This window comes from Simiduia aestuariiviva (assembly GCF_014192475.1).
Lineage (GTDB): Bacteria > Pseudomonadota > Gammaproteobacteria > Pseudomonadales > Cellvibrionaceae > Simiduia > Simiduia aestuariiviva.
In genome coordinates this window covers 130,620-152,908 of record NZ_JACHXZ010000001.1, presented here as the reverse complement: position 1 = coordinate 152,908, position 22,289 = coordinate 130,620, and the positions used below count along the sequence as shown (strand labels likewise).

Here is a 22,289-nt window from a genome sequence, read left to right as displayed (position 1 = left end):
ATACGCGCTAGTGCGCTTGCACAATGGCCAATAAATCTGCCGCCCAACTGCGCTTGGGGGTTTCAGTCACGCGACCCAACTCGACGCCACCGCGCATCACAATCAAGGTGGGCGTGTAGGCCAACTGGTATTGCTCCGTAGCACTGAGCGGCTCGCGCTTGTCTCTATCAACGGCAATGGCCGTAAGACTGACGTTGGGCAATTGCGACACCAAGGCCAACACCTTGGGCACCTCCCTGTGACTGTCGTGACACCAGCTGCCAAACAACAACACAAGTTTTACCGGTGCGCCCGCGAGCGCCTTGCGCAGCGGCTGCAATTCGGCAGCATCAATGGACACGGGTGTACGGGTGCTAAAAGCCGGGTGCTCGCCAATCTCGGCGGCGCTGACTTCGCCTAACATCTCCACTGTCGCGGGCAGCACTTCCAACTCGGCCTGCGCAAACTGCACGCTAAACAACAATACAAAACTCGAAAACAAACGGCGCATAATCTGAAACCTCTCGGTGATATGTGGCCAACAATGTCTGGCCGACGACCTAAAACATCGATTCAATATACATTTATTGGGGCAGCTCTTTTTTGGCCATGCTCGCCATCAGCTGGCCGTAGGCCTTGGTTAATTTATTCACGGCGTCACTGCCACCGGCCAGCACGCTGCCCGTCAATAGAATATCGACGGCGCTAAACAAACGCCCTTGCCAACCCGCGGGCACATCCAACACCAGCTGCTCTAAAATGCGTAGCCCCACCAGTGCCACCAAGAGCCCCATGCACAAACCCATTTGCTGCGCGATGAGTCGCGAGTGACTGCGGTAGTCGCTGCGCGCCTGCTGCAACATACGGTGTTGTGTGCGCGCGCTCTCGTCGGGATTGACCAGTGCGTCGAACGCGCGCAGCTGTTGATCCAAACGATCGGCGCCGCCGCCGCGCAGTGCCGACAAAAAAACTTCAATGGCGCGCTCTAAGAACAGACAGACCAACACCACATAGCCAAACACCATGGGCAACACTAACAGGGGTTGGGGTCGCCACGGCAGACCAGTGGGCTGCCAGAAAAAACCCAGGAGCGCCAAGCACAGGACGAAGAGTAGAGTAATGAAGTAACGCTGCATTGAACCATCCTGTGGTTGCGATATGTTTATTGTTTGGTCGCTAGCCGAAACGCGCCAACAGGCCGGTTGGCAGCCAGCGCAACAGGCGCGCCACTAGCGCCCAGGGCCAACGCGGCACGGTGGCGCGGGCCACTTTTGCCTCAATTAAGTCCGCCAGTAGGCGGCCGCCCCGCTCAACGGGAATGCAAAACGGGCGCGAGCGCGCCGCTTGATTGATGGGCGTATCAATGTAGCCGGGCCACAACAATGTTACATCAATGGGCTTACCGTGCAGCTCTGCGCGCAGGGCCTCCATAAACGTCGTTACCGCAGCCTTGGAGGCGCTGTAAACGGCACTGCTGGGCAAGCCGCGAAACCCCGCCACGCTGCTGATTGCGACGATATGCCCACTGCCCTGCTGCTTAAACATTTGCACGGCCACGTCCACAGTGGCCATCAGGCCCAACACATTGGTATCCACAGTGGCTTTTATTTTTTCAAAGGCCAGTTTACCCACCCGCTGAGAATAACCCACGCCCGCATTGGCGATCACTTTATCTAACCGACCGAAGTGTGCTTGGGCGGCCTGCAGGGTAGCAACCACCGCTGCGTAATCAGTGACATCCAGCGGTGCGACCCACACGCGCGCATCGTAATCTGATTCGAGCTGCAATTTGAGTTCGGCCAGGCTGTCTAATCGCCGCGCGGTGAGTGCCAGTGCATGTCCACGCCGGGCAAACTCAATGGCCATTTGACGCCCCAGTCCGCTCGATGCGCCGGTGATGAAAATAGTGTCTGCCATGGTGGCTCCGTGATGTTGTTTAGCGGGCGGCGATAATGCCTAGGTGTCGGCAATGCGATGCCTAGCGCACCTGACAACTGACGCGCAGCAGATCACCCAACTCTGCCACCAGTTGGTCGCCGCTGGCAAGCGGCCCCACACCCGCCGGTGTGCCGGTCAACAATACATCGCCGGGCTGTAAATCGAAAAACTGGCTGGCGTAGGCCAACAGTTGCGCCACCGGCGTGAGCATTGCGCGGGTATTGCCCTGCTGGCGCACCGCGCCGTTTTGGGTCAGGCGCAAGTCTAACGACTGCAAATCCTCGGGTGCGGGTACGAAGTGCGACAGCGGCGCGCTGCCGGTAAAGCCCTTGGCTTTTTCCCATGGGTGTCCCTTTGCCTTTAGTGCCGACTGCAATTCACGCAAGGTTAAATCAAACGCCAGCCCGACGGCCGCCACCGCCTCGCGCGCCTGGGTTTCATTGGCGCGGGAAAGGGGCCGATCAATAAGCACGCTCATTTCGGTTTCAAAATGACAGCTGCCCCACTGGGTAGGCACCGTAAAACCGTCCTCCATGGGGCAGGCGCAAATCGCCGTTTTAATAAAGAGCAGCGGCTCGGCCGAGACCTTGCTGTTCATCTCGGCAATGTGGTCTGCATAGTTCTGCCCCACGCACAGGATTTTGCCGAGTGGGAGCCTGGCCATGCGCGCTTGGAATTCCTCGGGCCCGGTAAAACGGTGTTGGTATTGGCTCGCGTGCGACATGGGTGTTGCCCTCCTGCGCGGGGTGGATAATGGCGTAATTCTCAAAGTCTCTTAATGCGACCAGCCGCTAGCACAAGCGTGACTGGCCGGCCGTTTTAGCAGCACACTCACGTAAAAATGCCGTCTAGCACCGCAACAACTGGCAGCATTCGCACAAAAAATGCCGACTATCGGTCATTGATTGCGCGCTGACGGTTGGTCTATTCAGGAGCTGTGGTATCATGGCGCCCCATTTTCCCGGGCCTATTTCACGGGCCCTGCACGGTTCATTACAGGTGGTATTGCATGGCTAAGGTGTCGCTCGACAAAAGCAAAATCAAGTTCCTTTTGCTGGAAGGTGTGCATCCGTCCGCCGTAGAGAAATTGACCGAGGCAGGGTACACCAACATTGAGTACCACAAAACCGCACTGCCTGAAGCGGAGTTGCTCGCGAGCGTTAAAGACGCGCACTTTATCGGACTTCGCTCACGCACTCAGCTCACCCGCGACGTCTTTGCCGCGGCGCCCAAATTGATTGGCGTAGGCTGCTTTTGCATCGGCACCAACCAGGTGGATCTCAGTGCCGCACAGGAGCACGGGGTGGCGGTATTTAACGCGCCCTACTCTAACACCCGCTCGGTAGCTGAACTGGTCATCGCAGAAGCCATTTTGCTGTTGCGCGGCATCCCCGAAAAAAATGCGGTGTGCCATCGGGGTGGCTGGATGAAATCGGCTGAGGGCTCCTTCGAAATTCGCGGCAAAACCCTTGGCCTTGTGGGCTATGGCTCCATTGGCAGTCAGGTGAGTGTGCTGGCGGAATCGCTCGGTATGAAAGTGCTATTTTCAGACGTTGTGGCCAAGCTGCCACTGGGCAACGCCGAGCAGGTGCCCCTCAACACCTTGCTGGCGCGCGCCGATATCGTCAGCCTGCACGTGCCGGAAACCAGCGACACCAAAATGATGATGGGCGCGGAGCAATTGGCGCTGATGAAGCCCGGCGCCATTTTACTCAACGCCTCGCGCGGCACCGTGGTCGACATCGACGCACTGGCGACACAGTTGAAATCGGGCAAGCTGTCGGGCGCGGCCATTGACGTTTTCCCGGTGGAACCCAAGGGCCCACAGGACGAATTTATCTCGCCGCTGCGCGAGTTCGACAATGTGATTTTAACGCCTCACATCGGCGGCTCTACCATGGAGGCGCAAGCCAATATTGGCGTAGAAGTGGCTGAAAAATTAATTAAGTACTCCGACAACGGCACCACCACCAGCTCGGTCAACTTCCCCGAAGTGGCGCTGTCGGCCCACGCCAACGTGCACCGCCTGTTACACGTTCACCACAATGTGCCGGGCGTGATGTCGGCCATCAACCAAGTGTTTTCCGAAAACAATATCAACATCATCGGCCAACATCTGCAGACCAATGAAAAGGTGGGCTATGTGGTCATTGAAGTGGCCGCAGCCAACTCCGAAACCGCGCTGGAAAAAGTGCGCGAAGTTGAGGGAACCATTCGCTGTCGCGTCTTGTTCTGATAGGCTAACGCAGCACGTCGTAAAAGGCCGCACTCGCGGCCTTTTTTTATTTAAACGCGCAACCAAGACGCGTCACTGCCCGCACAGGGCCAGCACCTTAGGACACAACCGGTGGAATTTACTCGCGAGCAAAAGCTGGGCGTTAGCCTGGCGGTTGGGGCTTTCTTTTTGTGGGGCCTGTTTCCCATTTTTTTGAAGGCCATCAGCATTATTCCACCCTTGGAGTTGGTGGCACATCGGATTGTGTGGTCGTGGCTGTTTGTCCTGCTGGCCATTGTGGTCACCCGGCAATTGTCGCGCCTGCTCGGCCACTACCGCCAACCAAAAATGCTGCTTGCGCTACTCGCCTCTACGCTGCTGTTGGGCGCCAATTGGTTTTTGTTTGTGTACGCCGTCAACACCGGCAAAGTGCTGGAAGCCAGCCTCGCCTATTACATTAACCCGCTGCTCAATATGGCACTGGGCGGTGTGTTTTTAAGTGAGCGCCTGCGGCCACTGCAGTGGCTGGCCGTGGCGCTGGCGTGCACGGGTGTGGCCATCGAGGTGGCGGTGTTCGGCTCCGTGCCCTGGTTGGCGCTGGGCATGGCCAGCACCTTTGCGCTCTACGGTCTAATTCGCAAGCTGGCACCCATCGACAGCTTGAACGGCATGATGATCGAATGCACCTACCTGCTGCTGCCCGCGCTCGCCTACCTCTGGTTCTACGGCCAAGCCACCTTTGCCTTGCTCACCGATACCCACTGGGCCCTGCTGGCAGTGTTTGGACCGGTGAGCACTGTCCCGCTGATGATGTTCGCCTCAGCGGCGCGCAAGATTCAATACACCACCATGGGCTTTTTGCAGTACATAGGCCCAACAATGATGTTTTTCCTGGCCGTTTGGATCTACAACGAAACCTTTGGCCCCGCCAAAACCACCACCTTCAGCTTTATTTGGCTGGGCGTGGCCTGCTTCTGCGCAGACGTCATATGGCGGGCCAGACGCAAACCGCCAATCAAAGCCATCAGCTAATTCACCCCAACCACACCGCCGGCGCGGGCTGGCGGTGAATGCCTCAAGTGTCTGGACGACCCTAAATAACAACTTGACGAGCGCCGCTCCTTTCGATTATTTTGATATCAAATAGATATCACCTAAAAAGGAGCTTTGCCATGGGTGCAGAACTAGACGGAAAGAGCCGCTCTGGCTACACAATGATTTTTGTTTTACTGGCATGCCAGATTGGCGGCATTTTCTTAATTGCCACGGCACCTATTCCACTGAAGGTACTGGCGTTAGTTTTCTCTGTAATCGTGCTGATTTGCTGGTTCGGCTTGTACATGGTGCACCCCAACCAAGGCAAAGTACTGCAACTGTTCGGCAACTATAAAGGTACCGACCGCACGCCGGGACTGCGCTGGAATAACCCACTCTATGCCAAGCGCGCAGTCAGCTTGCGGGTGCGCAATTTCGAGAGCGGTCGCCTAAAAGTTAACGACGCCAATGGCAACCCCATCGAAATCGCTGCCGTGGTGGTATGGCGGGTGGTCGACACCTACGACGCCGTGTTCGAAGTGGACGACTACGAAAATTACGTATCCATTCAAAGTGAGGCCGCGCTGCGCAACCTCGCCACCACCTACCCCTACGAGCACGACGCCGACGACGAACGCCTCACCCTGCGTGGCCACTCTAGCGCCATTGCCGACAAGCTGCGCACCGAGGTGCAAGACCGACTGGGTAAAGCGGGTGTCGAGGTGCTAGAAGCGCGCCTGTCGCACCTTGCCTACGCCCAAGAAATTGCTCAAGCCATGCTTCAACGCCAACAGGCGAGTGCGGTATTAGCGGCGCGCAAGATCATCGTGCAGGGCGCGGTGGGCATGGTAAAAGATGCCATCGAGCAACTGGCTAGCGAAGACGTGGTCGAGCTGGACGACGAACGCAAAGCCGCCATGGTCAGCAACTTGCTGGTGGTACTGTGTGGCGAAAATAACGCCCAACCGGTGCTCAATACCGGTTCACTTTACTAGGTTCTATTGTGGCTAAAAAAGCATATCCGCTGCGCATTAACGAATCGGTCCTCGCTGCCATGCAGCGCTGGGCCGACGACGATTTGCGCAGCCTAAACGCCCAAATTGAATACGTATTGCGCGATGCCTTGGTGAAAAGTGGTCGCGTGAAACTGGTGCAAAAAGTTGTCACCGAAGTGGAAGATAAAAACGAATCATGAAGCGTTTCCCCTCTAAAATTGATCCGCTCATTATTATGTTAGTTGTGGTCGGCTTAGTGGGCGGTCTGTTACCCACGCTGCTATTCGTCGATACCAGTGAATTGGCATTTTGGTTGACCCTATTGACGATGGCCGCCATGGTTTTGTTCGTCGGGTCGCTGCTGCTCTTTACCTACTACGACATAGACGGCAATCAGCTCACCGTGCGCAGCGGGCCCTTGTACTGGACTATTCGCATTAGCGACATCGCCGACATTACCCCCATTCACACACTCTTGTCGGGCCCCGCGCTGTCACTTGATAAACTGCAAATTCGCTACGAAAACGACCGCCGACTGCTAATTTCACCCAAAGATAAAGCTCAGTTTATCGCCGCGATAAATGCCCAGCGCCGATTAGCCTAGCCCGCTTGTTGTATAGCGCACGGGCAAGGTCCAGCGTAGGGTGGCAGCAGAGGATCCATTTGACTGTCACTCTCTGAAGGGCCTAAACCATGCACCCAGCCTTTGATTTTAACGGACAGACCGCGCTCATCACGGGCGCAGGCAACCCCAATGGCATCGGCTTTGCCTGCGCACGGCTGCTGGCCGAATTGGGGGCGAAAGTTCTCATTTCCGCCACCGGCAAGCACGTATTCGACCGCCAAGCCGAATTGCGAGCGCTGGGCTTTGACGCCTTTGGCTATGTCATTGACCTCACCGATCGCCCAGCCACCGACGCATTAGCGCAACAACTGGGTGACCAACACGGCGCCATCCACATTCTGATCAATAACGCCGGCATGACCCAACAGGGCCAAAGCGATGCAGACGTCGCCTTCAGCGCTCTCGACCCCACAGATTGGGACCTTTCGATCGCCCGCAACTTGACCACTTGCTTCAACATTACCCACGCTCTGGTACCGCAAATGCTGGCTAGTCAATACGGCCGCATCGTCAATATCAGCTCCGTCACTGGCCCGCTTGTGAGCAATGCACGCGAGGCCGCCTACAGTGCAGCCAAGGCAGCCATGGTGGGCATGAGCCGAAGCTTGGCTATTGAGCTGGGGCCACACATAACGGTTAACAATGTGGCGCCAGGCTGGGTGGCCACTGACTCGCAAACTCCATCTGAAGCTCGCGCCGGTCAGCACTGCCCCGCTGGACGCTCGGGCCACGCAGACGAAATTGCCCACGCCACGGTATTTTTGGCGAGTCCAGGTGCAAGCTATATCACAGGTCAGATGTTGGTGGTGGATGGCGGCAATTGCCTGCAAGAAACGAAAGGCGCCTAAACAGGGTGACAGATAGCCGCCGAAAGAATAGTCTAAGTCATTGATTTTAATAACATGTCGGGTGTCTGTCAGGTTTAAGGCGTGGTGTGCATCCCGCCGTTTGCAGACCATGGGCACCACAGCAAGGAGGACACATGATTATCAGGAAGCTACGTTTACAAAAGGGTTGGTCGCAAGAGCAACTGGCCCAAGTCTCAGGGCTATCGGTGCGCACTATTCAACGCATAGAGCGCGGCCAAACCCCTGGCCTAGAGACCATGAAGTCCCTCGCTGCTGTTTTTGATGTTGAACTTTCAGCGCTACGGCAAGAGGAACCCGACATGACCCCAGAAAATCTAAATGTATTGCGTCAAAACATGACCGAAGAAGAAAAGGACGCGCTTGAGTATGTGCGCGACCTCAAAGGCTTCTATTCCAACCTAGGCAGCTACGTCATCTTTATTGCGTTCCTGTTTTTTGTGAATTTGGCCACCAGCCCCAACTACCTCTGGGTGGTGTGGCCGGCATTAGGCTGGGGCATAGGCGTGGCGATTCACGGGCTCAATGTTTTTGAGCTGACCAGCTTTTTCGGCTCGGATTGGGAGCGCAAGCAAGTCGAGAAGCGTTTGGGCCGGAAACTGTAATCCAAACTAAGACACAGGAGCCACCATGGCCGAACATGAAAAATTGAATTACGTGGAATTTCCAGCCGCCGATTTGGCGGCCACCAAAGCATTTTTCACGGCGGCCTTTGGTTGGCGCTTTACCGATTACGGTCCAGACTACGTCGCCTTCGATCAACAAGGTTTAGAAGGCGGCTTCTATCGCGCAGATCTGGCATCCACCGCGCAGCAGGGCGGCGCCCTATTAGTGTTCTACAGCACAAATTTGTCTGACACGGAAGCCAAGGTGGTCTCAGCTTGCGGCACCATTAACAAACCCACGTTCGAATTTCCCGGCGGGAAAAGGTTTCATTTTCTAGAGCCCAGCGGCAATGAATTTGCGGTGTGGTCGGACAAAAACTGAATCCGTGTGAAACGCTAGCACTACAAGGTGCTAGCGATGCGCAGACGCTCTCCCACCATTTCCATTCCGTGCCCCTGATGACCCATCGCAACGCCCGTCAATGTGACATTTAACCCGCACGGCAAGCCAAGCGATTGCACAGTTTAACGGACCTTCTATTAGCACGAATGCCCTTTTAATTTTCTGATAATTCCTAATTCCTAATTCCTAATTCCCAATTCGATTTGGCACTTAAGTACAAAAATGCTAGGATCCGCCTGTCGAGACGTTGAGCGCGGGCGTTTTGGCTGGCCTTGTCTGTTATTTATGCCAAGGTATTAATTTAATCTACGTTGCACATACCATGCGTTTCGCTAGTTTGCACCTTTAGCGATTGTTTTAAATAGATCTATCGGCGTGTAAGCATGGTTGACGCTTGGGGTCACGCTGGCAGGTGGAAACGTTTAAGCTTGCGCACAAATAAAATCAAATGGAGCTATATAAGATGTTAAAAAAGCTATACATGCTTATATTTATAGGGATGTTTTCAAATCAGGTACACGCTTCTGTCATAGATTTTGATGACCGTGGTAACGGCTACCTTCCTTCAGACTATGCGGGCTTGGATTGGGGCACAATGAAATTTGGCGTTGTCACCGATACACCCTTCCAGTCAACACACGGAAATTCATACGGCTCACCCTCTGGAGAAAGCGCCTTATACAACAGCAATGGCGTTGATCAAAGTGTTGAATTTGGGAGCACGGTAGACTTTCAGGGTGCATTTTTTAGTGCTTGGGCCAATGGTGACGACTACGGTAGCTACGGTGCCACATCAATCACGATAAACGGTTTTTTGGCAGGTTCGCTGGTAGGCTCAAAAACTATGAGCTTATCCGCAACTAAATACGATTGGTTCGATGTCAATTTATTCGGTGTCGATAAGCTAGAATTTGTAACCAGTGGATTTGAAAAGTGGTGGGTGATGGACGACTTCACCTACGATGCAGCGACCGCATCAGTGCCAGAGCCCAACAGTGGTTTGATTCTTTTCGCTGGTGTTTTTGCGCTACTACTATCACGAAAAAAACTTACTTCTGCTCTTTCAGTTACAGACCGTTTGCGCGCCTAAGTCAGCGTAAACAACAGGAGCTTATCAATCAGCTGCGCAACAGGGCGAGCAACACAAGGTTGTCGCCTGTTGTCGTAGCTGACACTACGATTGCTGTATCACTGAAATCTATCCGACCTAGCATTGGCTCCCTCTCGAGCGGCCATCGACTCCGAGCGTGGCCGCGAGCACTGCCACCACCACCCTATTCGACTCTAATCGGCTCTAATGGGACAGCCATAGCGGCTCTAATGGGACAGCCAAAGTAAGCAGATAGCTCGGATGGGACAGCTACCCCTAATAGGACAGCCACTACCCCTAATAGGACAGCCACTGTAAGAGATCTTCAAACGTGGCAGGCCCTTTTATTGCCTTTTATTTCTTTTTGTAGGTCTGCAAACTTACGGCTTTGTTTCGTTATAGAATTTGCAGACGCCATCAATAAGAACGCGGCAGCTCGGCTCATTGGCGGCATCAATTTCTTTTTTTACGTACATCACCGCGATAGCCACCAGAAAAACAACTGCGATCACCCACTCCAGCCGCTGTTTACGGCGCTGCTTGCGGTCGGCGCGATGGTTTGCCTGTATTTGCGCCTCACGCGCCGCGTGATAGTTATCCACCCGCGCGCGCTCTTCCGCCTCCTCTGCCGCAACTGCCCGGGCAAACGCCACCGCATAATCTTCATTGCCCAGATAGGGAATTCTGCGCTGGTAAATTTCACACCACCCGGGCGCCAGCTTTTTCAAATGCTGGGCCGACCACTCGCCATACTTCTCTGCGAGTTCGGCGGATTGTGCTTTATTCAATACCAGAAACCCGTGGGTGTCATCACCCAGGGTTTCCCTATGCAGCCATACATCATGGCTATCTTGAACCAGCTTTGCCAGCGAGCACAGGGTGACGTAGCGGTCGCTGCCGGTATCGGTTAATGGGATGCGGTGGGCTTTTCCTTCATAAACAATGCTCATGCCTTCTTCATTTTCCACGCACTGCATCAGTGGCGCGTCGCCTGCCAGTGCTTCCAATTGCGCAATGAAAAGCCGGGCGACTTCGCTGTCGTACTCACGCCAATCCATCCAACTAAAAAACTCTTGCCGTTCTTCTTCGTTGGCAGCGACCAGCAGTTCAATCATATCCCCATCCCTTCTATGAATCACACTCCGCCTTGAAGCATTGGCGTTATTAATGGCTACAGCCGTTCAATCTAAAGTCCTGTTGACGCTTCCGAGGATTTCACATGAGAAGCACTCTAATGGGACAGCCACCGTAAGCAATCAAAATATGCAATTTTTTGGGAGTATTTCTTCAACCTCAACGCCGGCCACAACGGCGAGCAGCGATTAGTTGCGAGTCCAGCCGCGCTGCGGCGTGTTGGTGGCGTTTGTTATGCATTTTTATCTGAAACCGGATAGAAATAGCCTGAATATTTTACGCCTACCTTCTTAGAAAACCACCAATAGAAAGGATAAGCGAGAAAGCCAAGCAACGCCCCATTTATCATACCTACTACCGGACCCATAAAAACCAGCTGCAACAGCGCAATATCAAAACCCATTCCCGTGGCAAATGTGTACATGTAAAATGGAATGGCAACCACGCCTGCGCTAAATCCAATAACGGAGCTTATTTTTATTAACGATAAAAAGCTAAGCTCTATCTTAAATATTTCTTTCATTTTATCCTTGTGCATAACGCCCGGCTTTGGGGCGGCGAAGCGATAGCGTAGCCGTCCCGCCGCACGTCTTTTGTGCGGCTACCAAGAGCCGCTTGTTAGGCATTTTGCCCCCGAAGGTTTGCCACACCCCACAAACGAAACACTATACCAATATATGCAATGGTCATAATGCTATGTACGACTGGCTTTTCCCAGAAGGTACCAAGGACGATTGAAATTATGGGTATGGCTGCGAAAACCAAAGCTATTATTTTTAAGCTTACCGGTGAAATAAACTTGGTGCTACCTTTTGGATTTACAAACAGTAAGCGCAACGAGAGGTAAAACACCCATAGGCTGCCAGCTAAGAAAATGCTGCCTAGCGAAACAGTGAGTACTGTAGGCGGTACATTAGGTGCAACCAGTAGCGTTGCAGAACCGATAACACATATAAAGGTAAATGGCGCAAACAATATCCCTAGCGGTATTGTTACCCACCTTGGGAGCGGCTTCGGTTCAATTTCTTCGTACTGTTCCATCTGATGCCTAACGCCGCCCACAGGGGCCGCAGTGGAGGCGAATGTTTTGCGGTAGCGTAAGCGACAACCGCAAAACAAGCGCCGGAACGGAGGTCCAGCCCGCTTGCGGGCGAGCCTGATGGGCATTGTTAAATGCGCCCATGGACAGACAAGACAACATGTTTATTACTGTAGGACTCTATAAAAAGACCCTTGCTAACAAATTGGCAAGGCTCATTTTCTTTGAGCCCGTTACCCATTACTCCAAAAAGAACACGTTGACCTATTGACTCAGATAAGTAAGAAATTGATCTCTTGTGAGCTTCGACAGACATTGGCCTTTTATATGCGGCCCACCTAAGAGAGTCAAACTCTCCGACGACTGTTAGTGATTCACACTTTTCTTCATGCCAATGAGCTTCTACTCCTGTCGGTGATAATACGACAGTGTACTCATCCCAATTTTCATCGCTTATTTCGAAGGACTCCACTAAAACCTCAAAGTGATACCCCCCAGATAAAACTCCTTGTGAAAATAGTCCGAAGATAAAAATTAGGCATATTCTATTCATAGCATTTAACGCCGCGCACAAGGGCCGGAACGTAGTTGATTGTTTTGTGGTAGCGTAAGCGTTAAGCCACAAAACAAGCGACGCAGTGGAGGTCCAGCCACGAAGTGGCGTGCTTGATGCGCCTTGTTATGTGTTTGCATTACTTGCCCAGTATCTCTTCTTTGGCTTGCACGATTAATTTGCCAACCATAATGTCATGTTCATTGTTATTACTAGCGCTTAACCCTATATTTTGATTTATTGTGGATGTTAATGACGCTGCAATACGGATGTAATCATTTCCTTCTATCGCCAATCTAAAAATATGTGGCACGTAGTTATCGTATTCATCATCCCACTCGCTATCCTTTTCATAGACTCCAATTGGATCCCATTTTTCCCAAAGTATTCGCTGGATTTTCTTCCACAGCTCTTTCTGTTTCGGAGACAATTTGCTCATACTGATTTACACATAACGCCCGCAACAAACGCGAGCGTAGCGAGTCGAGGGCGTCAGCCCGTTTTGGTTGCGTTTGTTATGAGCCATTAACTATTTCTGCTATTCCAAGTAAAATAGCCACAACGGCTAGCAAAGAATATAGATATATCGATACTTTAAACATTATTGGATCGGATTTCTTAGTATATGTTCCAGCTGACCATAGATAGATCTCTCCATTTATTGCCCCACTCAAAATATAGACAAGAAAATACATCGAACCAAAAACTGCCCAGGAAGCAAGAACCTTGTCGGAGGGGGAGCCGTCGTTAAACACAACAGATATAATCACACCAACAACAAGTGACGCAATGAAAAAAAACGGTGCGATCCTTAGCAATCTAAAAACTAAATGATTGCGCATACTTCTCCCGGTGCTCCAGCTCATAACGCCGCTATTACCGGCGAATTGTAGTTGATTGGATTTTTATGCTACCCAGCATAAAAACTAAGCAACGGAAATGGAGTCCGGTAGATAGCTTTGTTAGAAGCATTTTTGCCGATAAACCAAATATATTGATGATAACAAACCGCCTACTAATAAAATATGCCATGTACCAATAATAAACACTAAGCCTGGGAATAAACCACCTGACAATAATTGCTCAATATAGTTGGGTCCGATTCCGCCCATCAACATGGAAGCAAGGCTAAATATAAATGAAGCTACAACCACTGAACCCAAAATAACGCATAAAGGTACCATAAAGAGTTCCATAATTGGCTTTGTCCCCGCTATTGGCACATACCAATGGGAAAGCTTTATGCCAAACATAAACGCGCCAATTAGAACGGGCAGGTAGGCTGCCAACGCGATATATTCACCTCTATTAAGGAATCCGGCCTTGTGCTCAAAGTAAGTAACCGCCACTAAAAGTACAACACTAAAAGCAAATCCAGATTCTAGGGACCTTCTATCCATGCGGTGGCCTTCTAACGCCGCAAGCAAAGGCGCGCGTTAGCGCGTCCAGCCCGCAGGGCGATTTTGCCTTGCTTTGTTAAGGGTTTTACCAGAACCATGAAATAACAAGCCCTATGCCTAATAATGGAAGTAAACCTAGCCAAATGAAAACCCCTGTTTTGAATAGGAACTCCTGCCACTTAGGTAAATTGGAATCTTCAGCGGTATCCCAATCGTCCTCGGTGCAAACTACAGAAATAAAGTCCGACTTGTAAGTTGGAGAGGCTGACTTTTCAGATATAGCTTCATCGATTGATGCCTTCAGTGAAATAAGTCCATCACGATTTCCTACGATACAATCTTCGTAAGCATCACTCGCAGTCTTCACCCATGGTTCATTATTGGTGCTCAATTTCGATGACCCTTAACGCCGCCAGCAGCGGCCGAGTGAAACGAGGTCCAGCGACCGCAGGGAGCGATGCTGGCTGGCCTTGTTAAGTGTTTTGTATTTCATTAAAGCGCTTGGCTTCAGCGGCCAACCCCATATTTGATGCTGCAAGCTCTAAGTATTTCCAGAACTGATTCGGTGCATTACACAGCAAACCCAAATCATCCAAGGAATTCAATGCCAACCCCAGCTCGTTGTGCTCCAAATACTCAAGGTAATCTTTATCGAATTCTTTTGCTTCGTCAAAGAGCATGTCATTTGGTAATAAACCACGAGCAGAACTCAAGTGCTTAATCGTGACTTTCCAAGATTCTTCGACTGATGTCATATCGTTTTTTGACACTTAACGCCCGCAACAAACGCGAGCGTAGCGAGTCGAGGGCGACAGCCCGTTTTGGTTGCGTTTGTTATGAGCCATTAACTATTTCTGCTATTCCAAGTAAAATAGCCACAACGGCTAGCAAAGAATATAGATATATCGATACTTTAAACATTATTGGATCGGATTTCTTAGTATATGTTCCAGCTGACCATAGATAGATCTCTCCATTTATTGCCCCACTCAAAATATAGACAAGAAAATACATCGAACCAAAAACTGCCCAGGAAGCAAGAACCTTGTCGGAGGGGGAGCCGTCGTTAAACACAACAGATATAATCACACCAACAACAAGTGACGCAATGAAAAAAAACGGTGCGATCCTTAGCAATCTAAAAACTAAATGATTGCGCATACTTCTCCCGGTGCTCCAGCTCATAACGCCGCGGTAATGGGCAGCTGGAACAGAGCGAAGCGGCGTGTAAGCTGTCCCAGTGAGCAGAGCGAACGATATTGACCGCTTTGTTATACATTTTTATTGCTATGGATAAGAATCACATTTGAAATAGAAGCCATTAAAAGCACAGACATAACAAGCCCACCCATACCTATAAAGTACCCGCTATTTGTTGTTACATCTAAATATGCATAATAAAGAACAACATCTAATAGTAGAAAATTTAGAACTGTACCAGCCCACCTGAACGTGAAGTTAGTATTAGGGAGATACACAAACACCAATGGTATTGCAAACAGACCATACCAGCAATCGTCTATCGCAGATAAAACCAACGAACCCAATATCACTATAGGATTGAGTATCATCGTAAATATTATGGATAGAAAACGTATTGCATTCATGAGTATGTATAACGCCCGGCTTTGGGGCGGCCGGAGCGTAGCGTAGGCCGTCCCGCCGCGTATTTAGCGGCGCACAAGAGCCGCTTGTTATTGGCCGCCGGTTTGCACCTGCTACAACGCTGGTAAGCGGAGCGGTAGCGAAGCCAGTGGCGATTTAAGTGGTAAGAATACCTTACCTGACACCTTTTGAAACCCACTTAGGGCAAACCACAATGAAGGCATGCCGTACACAACACTGCGAGCAAACTACTGGCACCAAGAAAGTAACTGCGTTGGTGATACAGCACATTCCTTGATGCTGGCATGCCGATTAGTGGCACGCGCTAGAATTCAAATCCCTTACTTACCTACCGTAAAAAAGGTAAGGCTCAATAACGCCTCAAACAGGGGCGCGCGTTAGCGCGTCCCGGCCGCAGGCCCTTGCTGGTTTGATTTGTTATGCATTGACTTCGTCAGAACGAGCCATGCCATAGCATATGAACCTAAAACTAGCAGCGCAGCCTTAATGAAGATGCCAATTAATCTTATTAAAATCACCTTATCTTGAATGGCTGCTGGATCTACAGTTTGCGTACCAGTTTTAGTTGAATAAGATGAGAGATTTTTGAAACACTCGTTAACGCCACTCTCTTCAAATGCCTTATTTAAGGTGGCGACGACATCATGCTGCGTTTTATCTACAAAAAACCCTTCAATTTTCGCTGCAACGACCAACAGTAGCACTATCGCAATAAAGGATACGAAGTAATAGGCGGCTAATTTATGTATATTCATGTTCAAAACTTATGCATAACGCCTTGCTAAGGGGCAACCGAAACGCAGTGTAGGTTGTCCCGCGGAGGCCGCGCTTTTTGCGGCCGGAGTGAACTTGAGCAACTTGTTAAGCATTGAAGAAGGCACGAACTTCATTTGCCACCTGCTGTAGCTGACCAAGTTCTGTGTTCAGATGTACCGTAAGATGCCAATCTTCGCTACCGCTACTCCATTGAGTAAGCTTTACTTGGATAGTTACATGTCCGGTTGAATTACATGTTACGGCCATTTCAAATTCACCTTCTAGGGACTTCCAGCTCTCAACTCCCGTCCAAGGTGAGTTAAACTCACTAAGCTTTGAGAATAAATTGGCAATTCCAAATTCGTCAGTATATGTAGTGACTTTCCTTGATGCGTGTACGGATTCCGCGACCACTTCAAATTTAAAGAATTCCCCGTCACGCTCAGAGAATATGTACTGCTCCTTAGACGATGATGATGTAATCGAGAATTTATCCATACTCATGATGCTTAACGCCCATAGCAACGGCGGCTGGAACGGAGCAAAGCGTAGTGTAAGCCGTCCAGCCCGCGCTGTTTGCGGGCGAGTTGCCTATGTTTGTTAACTGTTGTTTTCATTAGACGGCAGATTGTCCATTGCGATAATGTAGGTATTTTCATATGGCTGAACCGTAGCACAGATGTTTTTGCCTGCTACAGACCAAAACATTGTCTCAATGCCACCTACCTCAAAGAGACCCACATAAGTAAAATCTTCAACTGTAAACGGCTTTTCATCGGCACTTTCATTCGATATGCCAAATTCAAGATTGAAATAATTTACAAACTCTTGGGGGTCAACCTCAGGCAGCTCATCAAATTTATTTTTAACAGGGGCATCAATCATAGTTTCAGAGCCAACTGACAGTTAACGTCGCAGTAACCTGCGCTGCGTGTGGAGAGAAGCTTTGTGGTAAAGTGGCGTAGCCACTACAAAGCTGAACGCAGCACGCGGCGTCAGGTTTACTGCCTTGTTAAGTGATTTTTCTACGGCCAATACCTTACACCCATTAATTCTTTTATACCATTTTCGTTTTCATCTTCATCGAAATCAACTATGACTCCGGAATTTACTTTTAGTACGTTTCTTCCGTAGTAATCAACGATTTCAAACTTTATTCCATTATCCGACAGCAACCTACTAATGTTTTCTATATTCTGTTCCTGCACCTCGTTTAAAAACCATGGGTCGATAGAAAACTTTTCGTTTTCAAAAAAGTAAGTACCTGTATCCTTTGGATTATAGTTATCATTTTGGATTGACTTTAAAATTCCATCGGGATCAAAAAACAATTCATACCATGCGTATAGCAATATACTTCCTGGGCCATCAAGGTCTGTATCATCGTCAGGTGGGCCTAGCATCTCTAAAACTTTGGCTTTGCTCATGCCTATTTCAACAGACCCAAATCTTCCTGTTTTTATAAAATCGAGTATTCGGATTATCATTTTCACTTAACGCCTAAAGCAGCCGCGCGCGCTTTTTGCGCGTCGGATTGCCTTTACTTGTTAGAGTTTTTTTCTTTTTCATTTAGTTCAATCAAATAACTTTCTTCAAAGTGATTGATTTTAACTACCCCTTCTGAGCGAACTCTAAGAACGCTAGAAGCTCGCACTGAACCCGTACAGATATTTGCTCGGTTATCATCTTGCAGATAGATTAAATAGTCACTTTGCTTATCGTGGCCAAGACCACAATCACCGTTACCATTACCTAAAAATACAAACTCCCTATCGGAAACGCTTCCTTTGTAGACTTTAATCACATCAAGAGAATAGGGCTCATTGTGATTTCTACCTTCTGAGATGCGCCCTATAAATATTTTGGAAGCATCTCGAAAATTGGTTTCGTCATCTATATCGCCGCAACTGCATGCTAAGGATATTGCAGGCATAGCAAGAGCTAGGATAGATACGATATTCTTCATATGACTCTAACAGTTTATTCATAGGACGCGGAGCGTATATTTTTTATGCTTTAAAAACCGTAAAAATAGTTAAACATCTGATTTTATTTACTATTTTTATTTTCATCTTTGGCGTATAGAACTTCTTTTTCAGAAAACAAACACCAAGCTGGCAATATATTTCCGCGAGAATTTCTCGAAATATACCCCATAAACTATTAATTTACATAGCAAATGTTCCCCTCACTCCGAATTTAATGACAACTAAAATTAAGACCCCGCTACTGAAAAACGGCATTTGAAAGCAACCTAGACGTCAAATCCCATAACAGCCCTCATTCCCCACCATTATTGCGCAAACCACAGGTATGTAGCGCGAACGACTCAACTAGGGACGCATTGATGGAGCGGCGAAGTAGCGGGGTGGAATTGGCGCTTGGGCGATAGGTTTTTGCTTTCTAGCCAGAGAGGGAGGTGGGCACACGGATAAAATCGAATCTTTATTGACCAGCGCCCAAGAATCTCACCCTGCCCGCTTATCACTGTCACGCGTCGCATTATATTGCGCACAAAGCCCATCAAAAAAACGCGCGGCTTCAATTAAATATTCGGTGCGAATATCCAAACGCTCGTTGATGAGTTGGTGGCGGCCTTCGGCGATCCAGTGGATATGGTGATTGGGTAGGCGCGCGGCAAGCACGGGTATATTAAAACGCCAGTCAACGGTGGTGTCTTCTTTACCCTGCACGATCAGCGTGGGAACCGTTAAGCTTTTGCAAAGCCAAAACTGGCGCAGCCACAGCTTCATGGCACTGACCCAGCGCACTGACAGCAGGTGCGGCTGTAGGGGATCGGCTCTTAAAAATTTAAGAAATTCTTCATCGTGGGAGTTGGCGGAAAATACCCGCCGAATGCTTTGTACAAACGGGCGCAGCAACCAATGGGCGATGCGGCTGAAGCGCCAGCCGTGGGGGCGCACTAGGGGTGCTAGCAGCACTTGGCCTTCGAGCACAGGAATGTCTTGGCCCTGTGCCTGTAAATCCAATTGGTGTTTGAGTAAGACAGAACAGCCCGTGCTTTGCGCCAGCGCTAAAGTGGGGCCATTTACTGGCAGCATTTTTGCCGTTTCAAACACGGCGGCGAAGGCGGCGGTGTACTGGCCAAAATCGTCAATGCTGGCGCGAGGGCCTTCGGACAGACCGTGACCGGGCAAATCGAAGGCCACCACGGCAAATTGTTGCTGCAAGCCGAATTCGATGGCATTGCCGTACAAACCCACGTGATCGTAGTAGCCGTGCAATACAAATAACAAGCCGCGCGGATTTTCTGGCAACCAGTAGTGAGTGGCAATTTTCTGGTCGGCCACGGTGACATAACCAAAGCCGTGACGGGCTTGCGCGAAACGATTGAGCGAGTAAAAACTTAGATACTGCTGAAACGCCTCGCTGCTGCGCCAGCTCGCTTCGCTCTCGCGACTTATCGTCAGCGGTTGCCACTGCTGATGAATGAATTTAATGGCCGTTAATAGTTCAGTCATAACAAAACGGCAGCCGAAGCTGCCGTTATTTCCACTCAGTTTACTTTGGGATCTAAGCTGCCACTTTCATAGCGCTTGTACATGACCTCTAGGCTCATTGCTTTTATCTTGCTGGCGTTGCCCGCCGTGCCGAAAGACTCATAGCGCGCGATACAGATGTCGCGCATGGCTTCGGTGGTTTTTGCCAGGAATTTACGGGGGTCAAATTCGCGCGGGTTTTCTGCCAAGAAGCGACGCGCCGCACCGGTAGAACACAAACGCAAATCGGTATCGATGTTTACTTTGCGCACGCCGTACTTGATGCCTTCGCAAATTTGCTCAACGGGCACACCGTAAGTTTCCGGAATGTCACCACCGAACTCGTTGATCACTTTCAACCACTCTTGCGGTACTGACGAAGAACCGTGCATCACCAAATGAGTGTTGGGAATGCGGGCGTGAATCGCTTTGATGCGATCGATGGCCAAAATGTCACCGGTTGGCGGACGGGTAAATTTGTAGGCGCCGTGCGATGTACCACAGGCAATGGCCAAGGCATCTACTTTGGTTTTGCGCACAAAGTCGGCGGCTTCCTCTGGATCGGTCAGCATTTGATCGTGGGTCAGCTTGCCCTCGGCACCAATGCCATCTTCTTCACCGGCTTCACCGGTTTCCAGTGAACCCAAGCAACCCAGCTCGCCCTCTACCGACACGCCACAGGCGTGTGCCATGGCCACAGCCTCTTGGGTTACGCGCACGTTGTACTCGTAATCGGCGGGGGTCTTGCCGTCTTCTTTCAGGGAGCCATCCATCATCACTGAGGAAAAGCCCAACTGAATGGAGCGCTGGCACACCGCGGGGCTGGTGCCGTGATCTTGGTGCATGCACACGGGAATGTGTGGAAACTCTTCAATGGCGGCCAGAATTAAATGGCGCAGGAAAGGCGCACCGGCGTATTTGCGCGCACCGGCAGAGGCCTGCACGATCACGGGCGAGTCGGTTTTGTCGGCCGCTTCCATGATGGCGCGCATTTGCTCTAGGTTGTTAACGTTAAATGCCGGCACACCGTAGTTGTGTTCGGCGGCGTGATCCAGCATTTGACGCAAGCTGATTAAGGCCATGGTGGTTTCCTTTTCGTTTCTCTTGCAGACGGTTTGCAGCCGTTCTGCTCTCGTTAAGTGTAGTGCCGGTTTGCCGGTCTGGTTCTAACTTGTTCTAACTATGCTGTCTAAGACTCTACGGCCTTTAGGTTCTTTTGTTACTTCAAAGCTTTTTACTTCAAAGCCCATTACTTCAACGTTTGCTATTTTACGTATTTTAGTTACTTTAATTTTTATATTTGCAGGACGAGTGAGTGAAGCCGCACCTGAAGGCACTCCACCCGCTCGCCTAACGCATACCGCCTACTCAGCCGCGCGCGCCTCTAGCATTGCCACCGCTGGCAACACCTTACCCTCAACGTATTCGAGGAAGGCGCCACCGCCAGTGGAAATGTATGACACCTGTTCGGCAATACCGTATTTATCTACCGCCGCCAAGGTGTCTCCACCGCCGGCAATGGAGAAGGCACTGGAATCGGCAATGGCTTGTGCCAAGGCTTTAGTACCTGCACCAAACTGATCAAACTCGAATACGCCCACAGGGCCGTTCCAAATAATGGTTTTGGCGGTTTTTAAAATCTCCGCTAATTGTGCGCTAGTTTCGGCACCGATATCAAAAATCATGTCGTCGGCGTCAACCGCGTCCGCAGATTTGGAAGTGGCCTCTGCTGTCTCGCTAAATTCTTTGCCGGTCACCACATCCACGGGAACGGGAATGTGGGTCTTGGCCATAAGCGCCTTGGCGGTATCGATCAAGTTGTGCTCGCACAGGGATTTACCCACGGGCTTGCCACTGGCGGCCAGGAAGGTGTTGGCAATGCCGCCACCCACAATCAGCTGATCCACCTTGTCAGACAAGGATTCCAACACGGTCAGCTTGGTAGACACTTTCGATCCACCGACAATGGCAACCAGCGGGCGCGCGGGATTGGCCAGCGCTTTTTCTAACGCGTCGAGCTCGGCGGCCAACAGCGGGCCCGCACAGGCTATCGGGGCAAACTTGGCCACGCCGTGGGTAGAGGCCTGCGCGCGGTGCGCAGTGCCGAAGGCATCCATCACAAAGATATCGCACAATGCTGCGTAGGCGCGGCTGAGTGTTTCGTCGTCTTTTTTCTCGCCAATGTTGAAGCGCACATTTTCCAACAGCACCACTTGGCCTGCGGCCACATCGACGCCGGCTTGCCAATCTTTGATCACGGGCACGTCGCAGCCGAGCAGTGAACCCAGGTGCGCGGCAACGGGCGCCAGCGAGCTGGCCTCGTCAAACACGCCCTCTTCGGGGCGACCCAGGTGCGACATCAACATCACCTTGGCACCGGCGGCCTGCGCCGCTTTAATGGTGGGCAGCGCTGCGCGAATGCGCGCGTCGGAGGTGACCTTGCCGTCTTTAACAGGGACGTTCAGGTCTTCGCGAATCAATACGCGCTTGCCCGACAGATCCAGATCCTTCATCAGCTTTACGGCCATTG

30 protein-coding genes are annotated in these 22,289 nt (G+C 50.8%); 9 read left to right on the top strand and 21 right to left on the bottom strand.

Translation table 11 applies throughout. The features are described 5' to 3' along the window. Nucleotides 1–7: 7 nt before the first annotated feature. From FHS30_RS00720 to FHS30_RS00705, 4 genes are all read right to left on the bottom strand, one after another. Nucleotides 8–490, bottom strand: coding sequence for a thioredoxin family protein (locus tag FHS30_RS00720; protein ID WP_183907320.1), 483 nt, complete (start codon nucleotides 488–490; stop codon nucleotides 8–10). A 73-nt stretch (nucleotides 491–563) separates the two neighbouring features. Further along, entirely contained in the window at nucleotides 564–1,115 is a 552-nt protein-coding gene (locus tag FHS30_RS00715) for a hypothetical protein (RefSeq protein ID WP_183907318.1), read from the bottom strand. A gap of 40 nt (nucleotides 1,116–1,155) precedes the next feature. Further along, nucleotides 1,156–1,896 carry an SDR family oxidoreductase gene (locus tag FHS30_RS00710; protein ID WP_183907316.1) on the bottom strand — a complete coding sequence of 247 codons (741 nt, stop codon included), beginning with the start codon at nucleotides 1,894–1,896 and terminating at the stop codon, nucleotides 1,156–1,158. Nucleotides 1,897–1,957: 61 nt separating this feature from the next. After that, on the bottom strand, nucleotides 1,958–2,641 hold the full coding sequence (locus tag FHS30_RS00705) for a fumarylacetoacetate hydrolase family protein (RefSeq protein WP_221197109.1): 684 nt from the start codon (nucleotides 2,639–2,641) through the stop codon (nucleotides 1,958–1,960). Between the two features lie 285 nt (nucleotides 2,642–2,926). On the opposite strand from FHS30_RS00705, the gene serA reads away from it, so the two are divergent. The 9 genes from serA to FHS30_RS00660 all read left to right on the top strand — a co-directional run bounded on the left by serA (nucleotide 2,927) and on the right by FHS30_RS00660 (nucleotide 9,751). Beyond that, nucleotides 2,927–4,153 carry a phosphoglycerate dehydrogenase gene (serA, locus tag FHS30_RS00700; protein WP_183907314.1) on the top strand — a complete coding sequence of 409 codons (1,227 nt, stop codon included), beginning with the start codon at nucleotides 2,927–2,929 and terminating at the stop codon, nucleotides 4,151–4,153. Between the two features lie 111 nt (nucleotides 4,154–4,264). After that, entirely contained in the window at nucleotides 4,265–5,164 is a 900-nt protein-coding gene (rarD, locus tag FHS30_RS00695; protein WP_183907312.1) for an EamA family transporter RarD, read from the top strand. Between the two features lie 140 nt (nucleotides 5,165–5,304). Next, on the top strand, nucleotides 5,305–6,162 hold the full coding sequence (locus tag FHS30_RS00690; RefSeq protein ID WP_183907310.1) for an SPFH domain-containing protein: 858 nt from the start codon (nucleotides 5,305–5,307) through the stop codon (nucleotides 6,160–6,162). An 8-nt stretch (nucleotides 6,163–6,170) separates the two neighbouring features. Beyond that, a complete protein-coding gene (locus tag FHS30_RS00685; RefSeq protein WP_221197194.1) occupies nucleotides 6,171–6,362 on the top strand; it encodes a type II toxin-antitoxin system antitoxin in 192 nt (63 codons plus the stop codon). Further along, nucleotides 6,359–6,766, top strand: a complete 408-nt coding sequence (locus FHS30_RS00680) for a PH domain-containing protein (RefSeq protein WP_183907308.1) — start codon at nucleotides 6,359–6,361, stop codon at nucleotides 6,764–6,766. Before FHS30_RS00685 ends, FHS30_RS00680 begins: the two co-directional genes overlap by 4 nt. A gap of 89 nt (nucleotides 6,767–6,855) precedes the next feature. After that, nucleotides 6,856–7,635: an SDR family oxidoreductase gene (locus FHS30_RS00675; RefSeq protein WP_183907306.1), complete on the top strand. Its 780-nt coding sequence runs from the start codon at nucleotides 6,856–6,858 to the stop codon at nucleotides 7,633–7,635. A 134-nt stretch (nucleotides 7,636–7,769) separates the two neighbouring features. Continuing rightward, complete coding sequence (locus tag FHS30_RS00670; protein ID WP_183907305.1) at nucleotides 7,770–8,258, top strand: 2TM domain-containing protein; 489 nt, start codon at nucleotides 7,770–7,772, stop codon at nucleotides 8,256–8,258. A 25-nt stretch (nucleotides 8,259–8,283) separates the two neighbouring features. Further along, complete coding sequence (locus FHS30_RS00665; RefSeq protein WP_183907304.1) at nucleotides 8,284–8,640, top strand: VOC family protein; 357 nt, start codon at nucleotides 8,284–8,286, stop codon at nucleotides 8,638–8,640. Nucleotides 8,641–9,124: 484 nt separating this feature from the next. Beyond that, nucleotides 9,125–9,751 (top strand): PEP-CTERM sorting domain-containing protein, encoded by a 627-nt coding sequence (locus FHS30_RS00660; protein ID WP_183907303.1) that lies wholly within the window; start codon nucleotides 9,125–9,127, stop codon nucleotides 9,749–9,751. 380 nt (nucleotides 9,752–10,131) lie between these two features. Here FHS30_RS00660 and FHS30_RS00655 read toward each other — a convergent pair whose 3' ends face one another. The 17 genes from FHS30_RS00655 to FHS30_RS00575 form a co-directional block, all read right to left on the bottom strand. After that, a complete protein-coding gene (locus FHS30_RS00655; protein WP_183907302.1) occupies nucleotides 10,132–10,866 on the bottom strand; it encodes a hypothetical protein in 735 nt (244 codons plus the stop codon). 251 nt (nucleotides 10,867–11,117) lie between these two features. Then, nucleotides 11,118–11,423, bottom strand: coding sequence for a hypothetical protein (locus FHS30_RS00650; RefSeq protein ID WP_183907301.1), 306 nt, complete (start codon nucleotides 11,421–11,423; stop codon nucleotides 11,118–11,120). Between the two features lie 80 nt (nucleotides 11,424–11,503). Further along, on the bottom strand, nucleotides 11,504–11,926 hold the full coding sequence (locus tag FHS30_RS00645; RefSeq protein WP_183907300.1) for a hypothetical protein: 423 nt from the start codon (nucleotides 11,924–11,926) through the stop codon (nucleotides 11,504–11,506). A 690-nt stretch (nucleotides 11,927–12,616) separates the two neighbouring features. Further along, nucleotides 12,617–12,916 (bottom strand): hypothetical protein, encoded by a 300-nt coding sequence (locus tag FHS30_RS00640; RefSeq protein ID WP_183907299.1) that lies wholly within the window; start codon nucleotides 12,914–12,916, stop codon nucleotides 12,617–12,619. A gap of 76 nt (nucleotides 12,917–12,992) precedes the next feature. Beyond that, nucleotides 12,993–13,319 carry a hypothetical protein gene (locus tag FHS30_RS00635; RefSeq protein ID WP_183907295.1) on the bottom strand — a complete coding sequence of 109 codons (327 nt, stop codon included), beginning with the start codon at nucleotides 13,317–13,319 and terminating at the stop codon, nucleotides 12,993–12,995. 120 nt (nucleotides 13,320–13,439) lie between these two features. Then, entirely contained in the window at nucleotides 13,440–13,877 is a 438-nt protein-coding gene (locus FHS30_RS00630) for a hypothetical protein (protein ID WP_183907298.1), read from the bottom strand. 85 nt (nucleotides 13,878–13,962) lie between these two features. After that, entirely contained in the window at nucleotides 13,963–14,268 is a 306-nt protein-coding gene (locus FHS30_RS00625; protein ID WP_183907297.1) for a hypothetical protein, read from the bottom strand. Between the two features lie 82 nt (nucleotides 14,269–14,350). Then, complete coding sequence (locus FHS30_RS00620; RefSeq protein WP_183907296.1) at nucleotides 14,351–14,647, bottom strand: hypothetical protein; 297 nt, start codon at nucleotides 14,645–14,647, stop codon at nucleotides 14,351–14,353. A gap of 64 nt (nucleotides 14,648–14,711) precedes the next feature. Continuing rightward, nucleotides 14,712–15,038 (bottom strand): hypothetical protein, encoded by a 327-nt coding sequence (locus tag FHS30_RS00615; protein ID WP_183907295.1) that lies wholly within the window; start codon nucleotides 15,036–15,038, stop codon nucleotides 14,712–14,714. Between the two features lie 842 nt (nucleotides 15,039–15,880). Continuing rightward, the gene (locus tag FHS30_RS00610; protein ID WP_183907294.1) at nucleotides 15,881–16,258 is read right to left on the bottom strand and encodes a hypothetical protein; all 378 of its coding nucleotides are present in this window, start codon (nucleotides 16,256–16,258) and stop codon (nucleotides 15,881–15,883) included. 106 nt (nucleotides 16,259–16,364) lie between these two features. Continuing rightward, nucleotides 16,365–16,757 (bottom strand): DUF6228 family protein, encoded by a 393-nt coding sequence (locus FHS30_RS00605; RefSeq protein ID WP_183907293.1) that lies wholly within the window; start codon nucleotides 16,755–16,757, stop codon nucleotides 16,365–16,367. Between the two features lie 102 nt (nucleotides 16,758–16,859). After that, entirely contained in the window at nucleotides 16,860–17,144 is a 285-nt protein-coding gene (locus tag FHS30_RS00600) for a hypothetical protein (protein WP_183907292.1), read from the bottom strand. A 140-nt stretch (nucleotides 17,145–17,284) separates the two neighbouring features. Further along, nucleotides 17,285–17,752 carry a hypothetical protein gene (locus FHS30_RS00595; protein ID WP_183907291.1) on the bottom strand — a complete coding sequence of 156 codons (468 nt, stop codon included), beginning with the start codon at nucleotides 17,750–17,752 and terminating at the stop codon, nucleotides 17,285–17,287. Nucleotides 17,753–17,799: 47 nt separating this feature from the next. Next, nucleotides 17,800–18,225, bottom strand: coding sequence for a hypothetical protein (locus tag FHS30_RS00590; protein ID WP_183907290.1), 426 nt, complete (start codon nucleotides 18,223–18,225; stop codon nucleotides 17,800–17,802). Between the two features lie 502 nt (nucleotides 18,226–18,727). Further along, a complete protein-coding gene (locus tag FHS30_RS00585) occupies nucleotides 18,728–19,741 on the bottom strand; it encodes an alpha/beta fold hydrolase (protein ID WP_183907289.1) in 1,014 nt (337 codons plus the stop codon). Nucleotides 19,742–19,776: 35 nt separating this feature from the next. Next, nucleotides 19,777–20,841 carry a class II fructose-bisphosphate aldolase gene (gene fba, locus FHS30_RS00580; RefSeq protein ID WP_183907288.1) on the bottom strand — a complete coding sequence of 355 codons (1,065 nt, stop codon included), beginning with the start codon at nucleotides 20,839–20,841 and terminating at the stop codon, nucleotides 19,777–19,779. A gap of 282 nt (nucleotides 20,842–21,123) precedes the next feature. Then, a complete protein-coding gene (locus FHS30_RS00575) occupies nucleotides 21,124–22,287 on the bottom strand; it encodes a phosphoglycerate kinase (RefSeq protein WP_183907287.1) in 1,164 nt (387 codons plus the stop codon). Nucleotides 22,288–22,289: the final 2 nt, after the last annotated feature.

What these genes read in the sequence shown, in the direction of transcription:
- FHS30_RS00680 (WP_183907308.1), top strand. Translation starts at nt 6,359, where the DNA reads ATGAAGCGTTTCCCCTCTAAAATTGATCCGCTCATTATTATGTTAGTT.
- fba (WP_183907288.1), bottom strand. Translation starts at nt 20,841, where the DNA reads ATGGCCTTAATCAGCTTGCGTCAAATGCTGGATCACGCCGCCGAACAC.
- serA (WP_183907314.1), top strand. Translation starts at nt 2,927, where the DNA reads ATGGCTAAGGTGTCGCTCGACAAAAGCAAAATCAAGTTCCTTTTGCTG.
- FHS30_RS00615 (WP_183907295.1), bottom strand. Translation starts at nt 15,038, where the DNA reads ATGCGCAATCATTTAGTTTTTAGATTGCTAAGGATCGCACCGTTTTTT.
- FHS30_RS00715 (WP_183907318.1), bottom strand. Translation starts at nt 1,115, where the DNA reads ATGCAGCGTTACTTCATTACTCTACTCTTCGTCCTGTGCTTGGCGCTC.
- FHS30_RS00690 (WP_183907310.1), top strand. Translation starts at nt 5,305, where the DNA reads ATGGGTGCAGAACTAGACGGAAAGAGCCGCTCTGGCTACACAATGATT.
- FHS30_RS00610 (WP_183907294.1), bottom strand. Translation starts at nt 16,258, where the DNA reads ATGAATATACATAAATTAGCCGCCTATTACTTCGTATCCTTTATTGCG.
- FHS30_RS00650 (WP_183907301.1), bottom strand. Translation starts at nt 11,423, where the DNA reads ATGCACAAGGATAAAATGAAAGAAATATTTAAGATAGAGCTTAGCTTT.
- FHS30_RS00605 (WP_183907293.1), bottom strand. Translation starts at nt 16,757, where the DNA reads ATGGATAAATTCTCGATTACATCATCATCGTCTAAGGAGCAGTACATA.
- FHS30_RS00670 (WP_183907305.1), top strand. Translation starts at nt 7,770, where the DNA reads ATGATTATCAGGAAGCTACGTTTACAAAAGGGTTGGTCGCAAGAGCAA.
- FHS30_RS00590 (WP_183907290.1), bottom strand. Translation starts at nt 18,225, where the DNA reads ATGAAGAATATCGTATCTATCCTAGCTCTTGCTATGCCTGCAATATCC.
- FHS30_RS00665 (WP_183907304.1), top strand. Translation starts at nt 8,284, where the DNA reads ATGGCCGAACATGAAAAATTGAATTACGTGGAATTTCCAGCCGCCGAT.
- FHS30_RS00720 (WP_183907320.1), bottom strand. Translation starts at nt 490, where the DNA reads ATGCGCCGTTTGTTTTCGAGTTTTGTATTGTTGTTTAGCGTGCAGTTT.
- FHS30_RS00660 (WP_183907303.1), top strand. Translation starts at nt 9,125, where the DNA reads ATGTTAAAAAAGCTATACATGCTTATATTTATAGGGATGTTTTCAAAT.
- FHS30_RS00575 (WP_183907287.1), bottom strand. Translation starts at nt 22,287, where the DNA reads ATGGCCGTAAAGCTGATGAAGGATCTGGATCTGTCGGGCAAGCGCGTA.
- FHS30_RS00710 (WP_183907316.1), bottom strand. Translation starts at nt 1,896, where the DNA reads ATGGCAGACACTATTTTCATCACCGGCGCATCGAGCGGACTGGGGCGT.
- FHS30_RS00630 (WP_183907298.1), bottom strand. Translation starts at nt 13,877, where the DNA reads ATGGATAGAAGGTCCCTAGAATCTGGATTTGCTTTTAGTGTTGTACTT.
- FHS30_RS00585 (WP_183907289.1), bottom strand. Translation starts at nt 19,741, where the DNA reads ATGACTGAACTATTAACGGCCATTAAATTCATTCATCAGCAGTGGCAA.
- FHS30_RS00705 (WP_221197109.1), bottom strand. Translation starts at nt 2,641, where the DNA reads ATGTCGCACGCGAGCCAATACCAACACCGTTTTACCGGGCCCGAGGAA.
- FHS30_RS00640 (WP_183907299.1), bottom strand. Translation starts at nt 12,916, where the DNA reads ATGAGCAAATTGTCTCCGAAACAGAAAGAGCTGTGGAAGAAAATCCAG.
- FHS30_RS00645 (WP_183907300.1), bottom strand. Translation starts at nt 11,926, where the DNA reads ATGGAACAGTACGAAGAAATTGAACCGAAGCCGCTCCCAAGGTGGGTA.
- FHS30_RS00675 (WP_183907306.1), top strand. Translation starts at nt 6,856, where the DNA reads ATGCACCCAGCCTTTGATTTTAACGGACAGACCGCGCTCATCACGGGC.
- FHS30_RS00600 (WP_183907292.1), bottom strand. Translation starts at nt 17,144, where the DNA reads ATGATTGATGCCCCTGTTAAAAATAAATTTGATGAGCTGCCTGAGGTT.
- FHS30_RS00635 (WP_183907295.1), bottom strand. Translation starts at nt 13,319, where the DNA reads ATGCGCAATCATTTAGTTTTTAGATTGCTAAGGATCGCACCGTTTTTT.
- FHS30_RS00655 (WP_183907302.1), bottom strand. Translation starts at nt 10,866, where the DNA reads ATGATTGAACTGCTGGTCGCTGCCAACGAAGAAGAACGGCAAGAGTTT.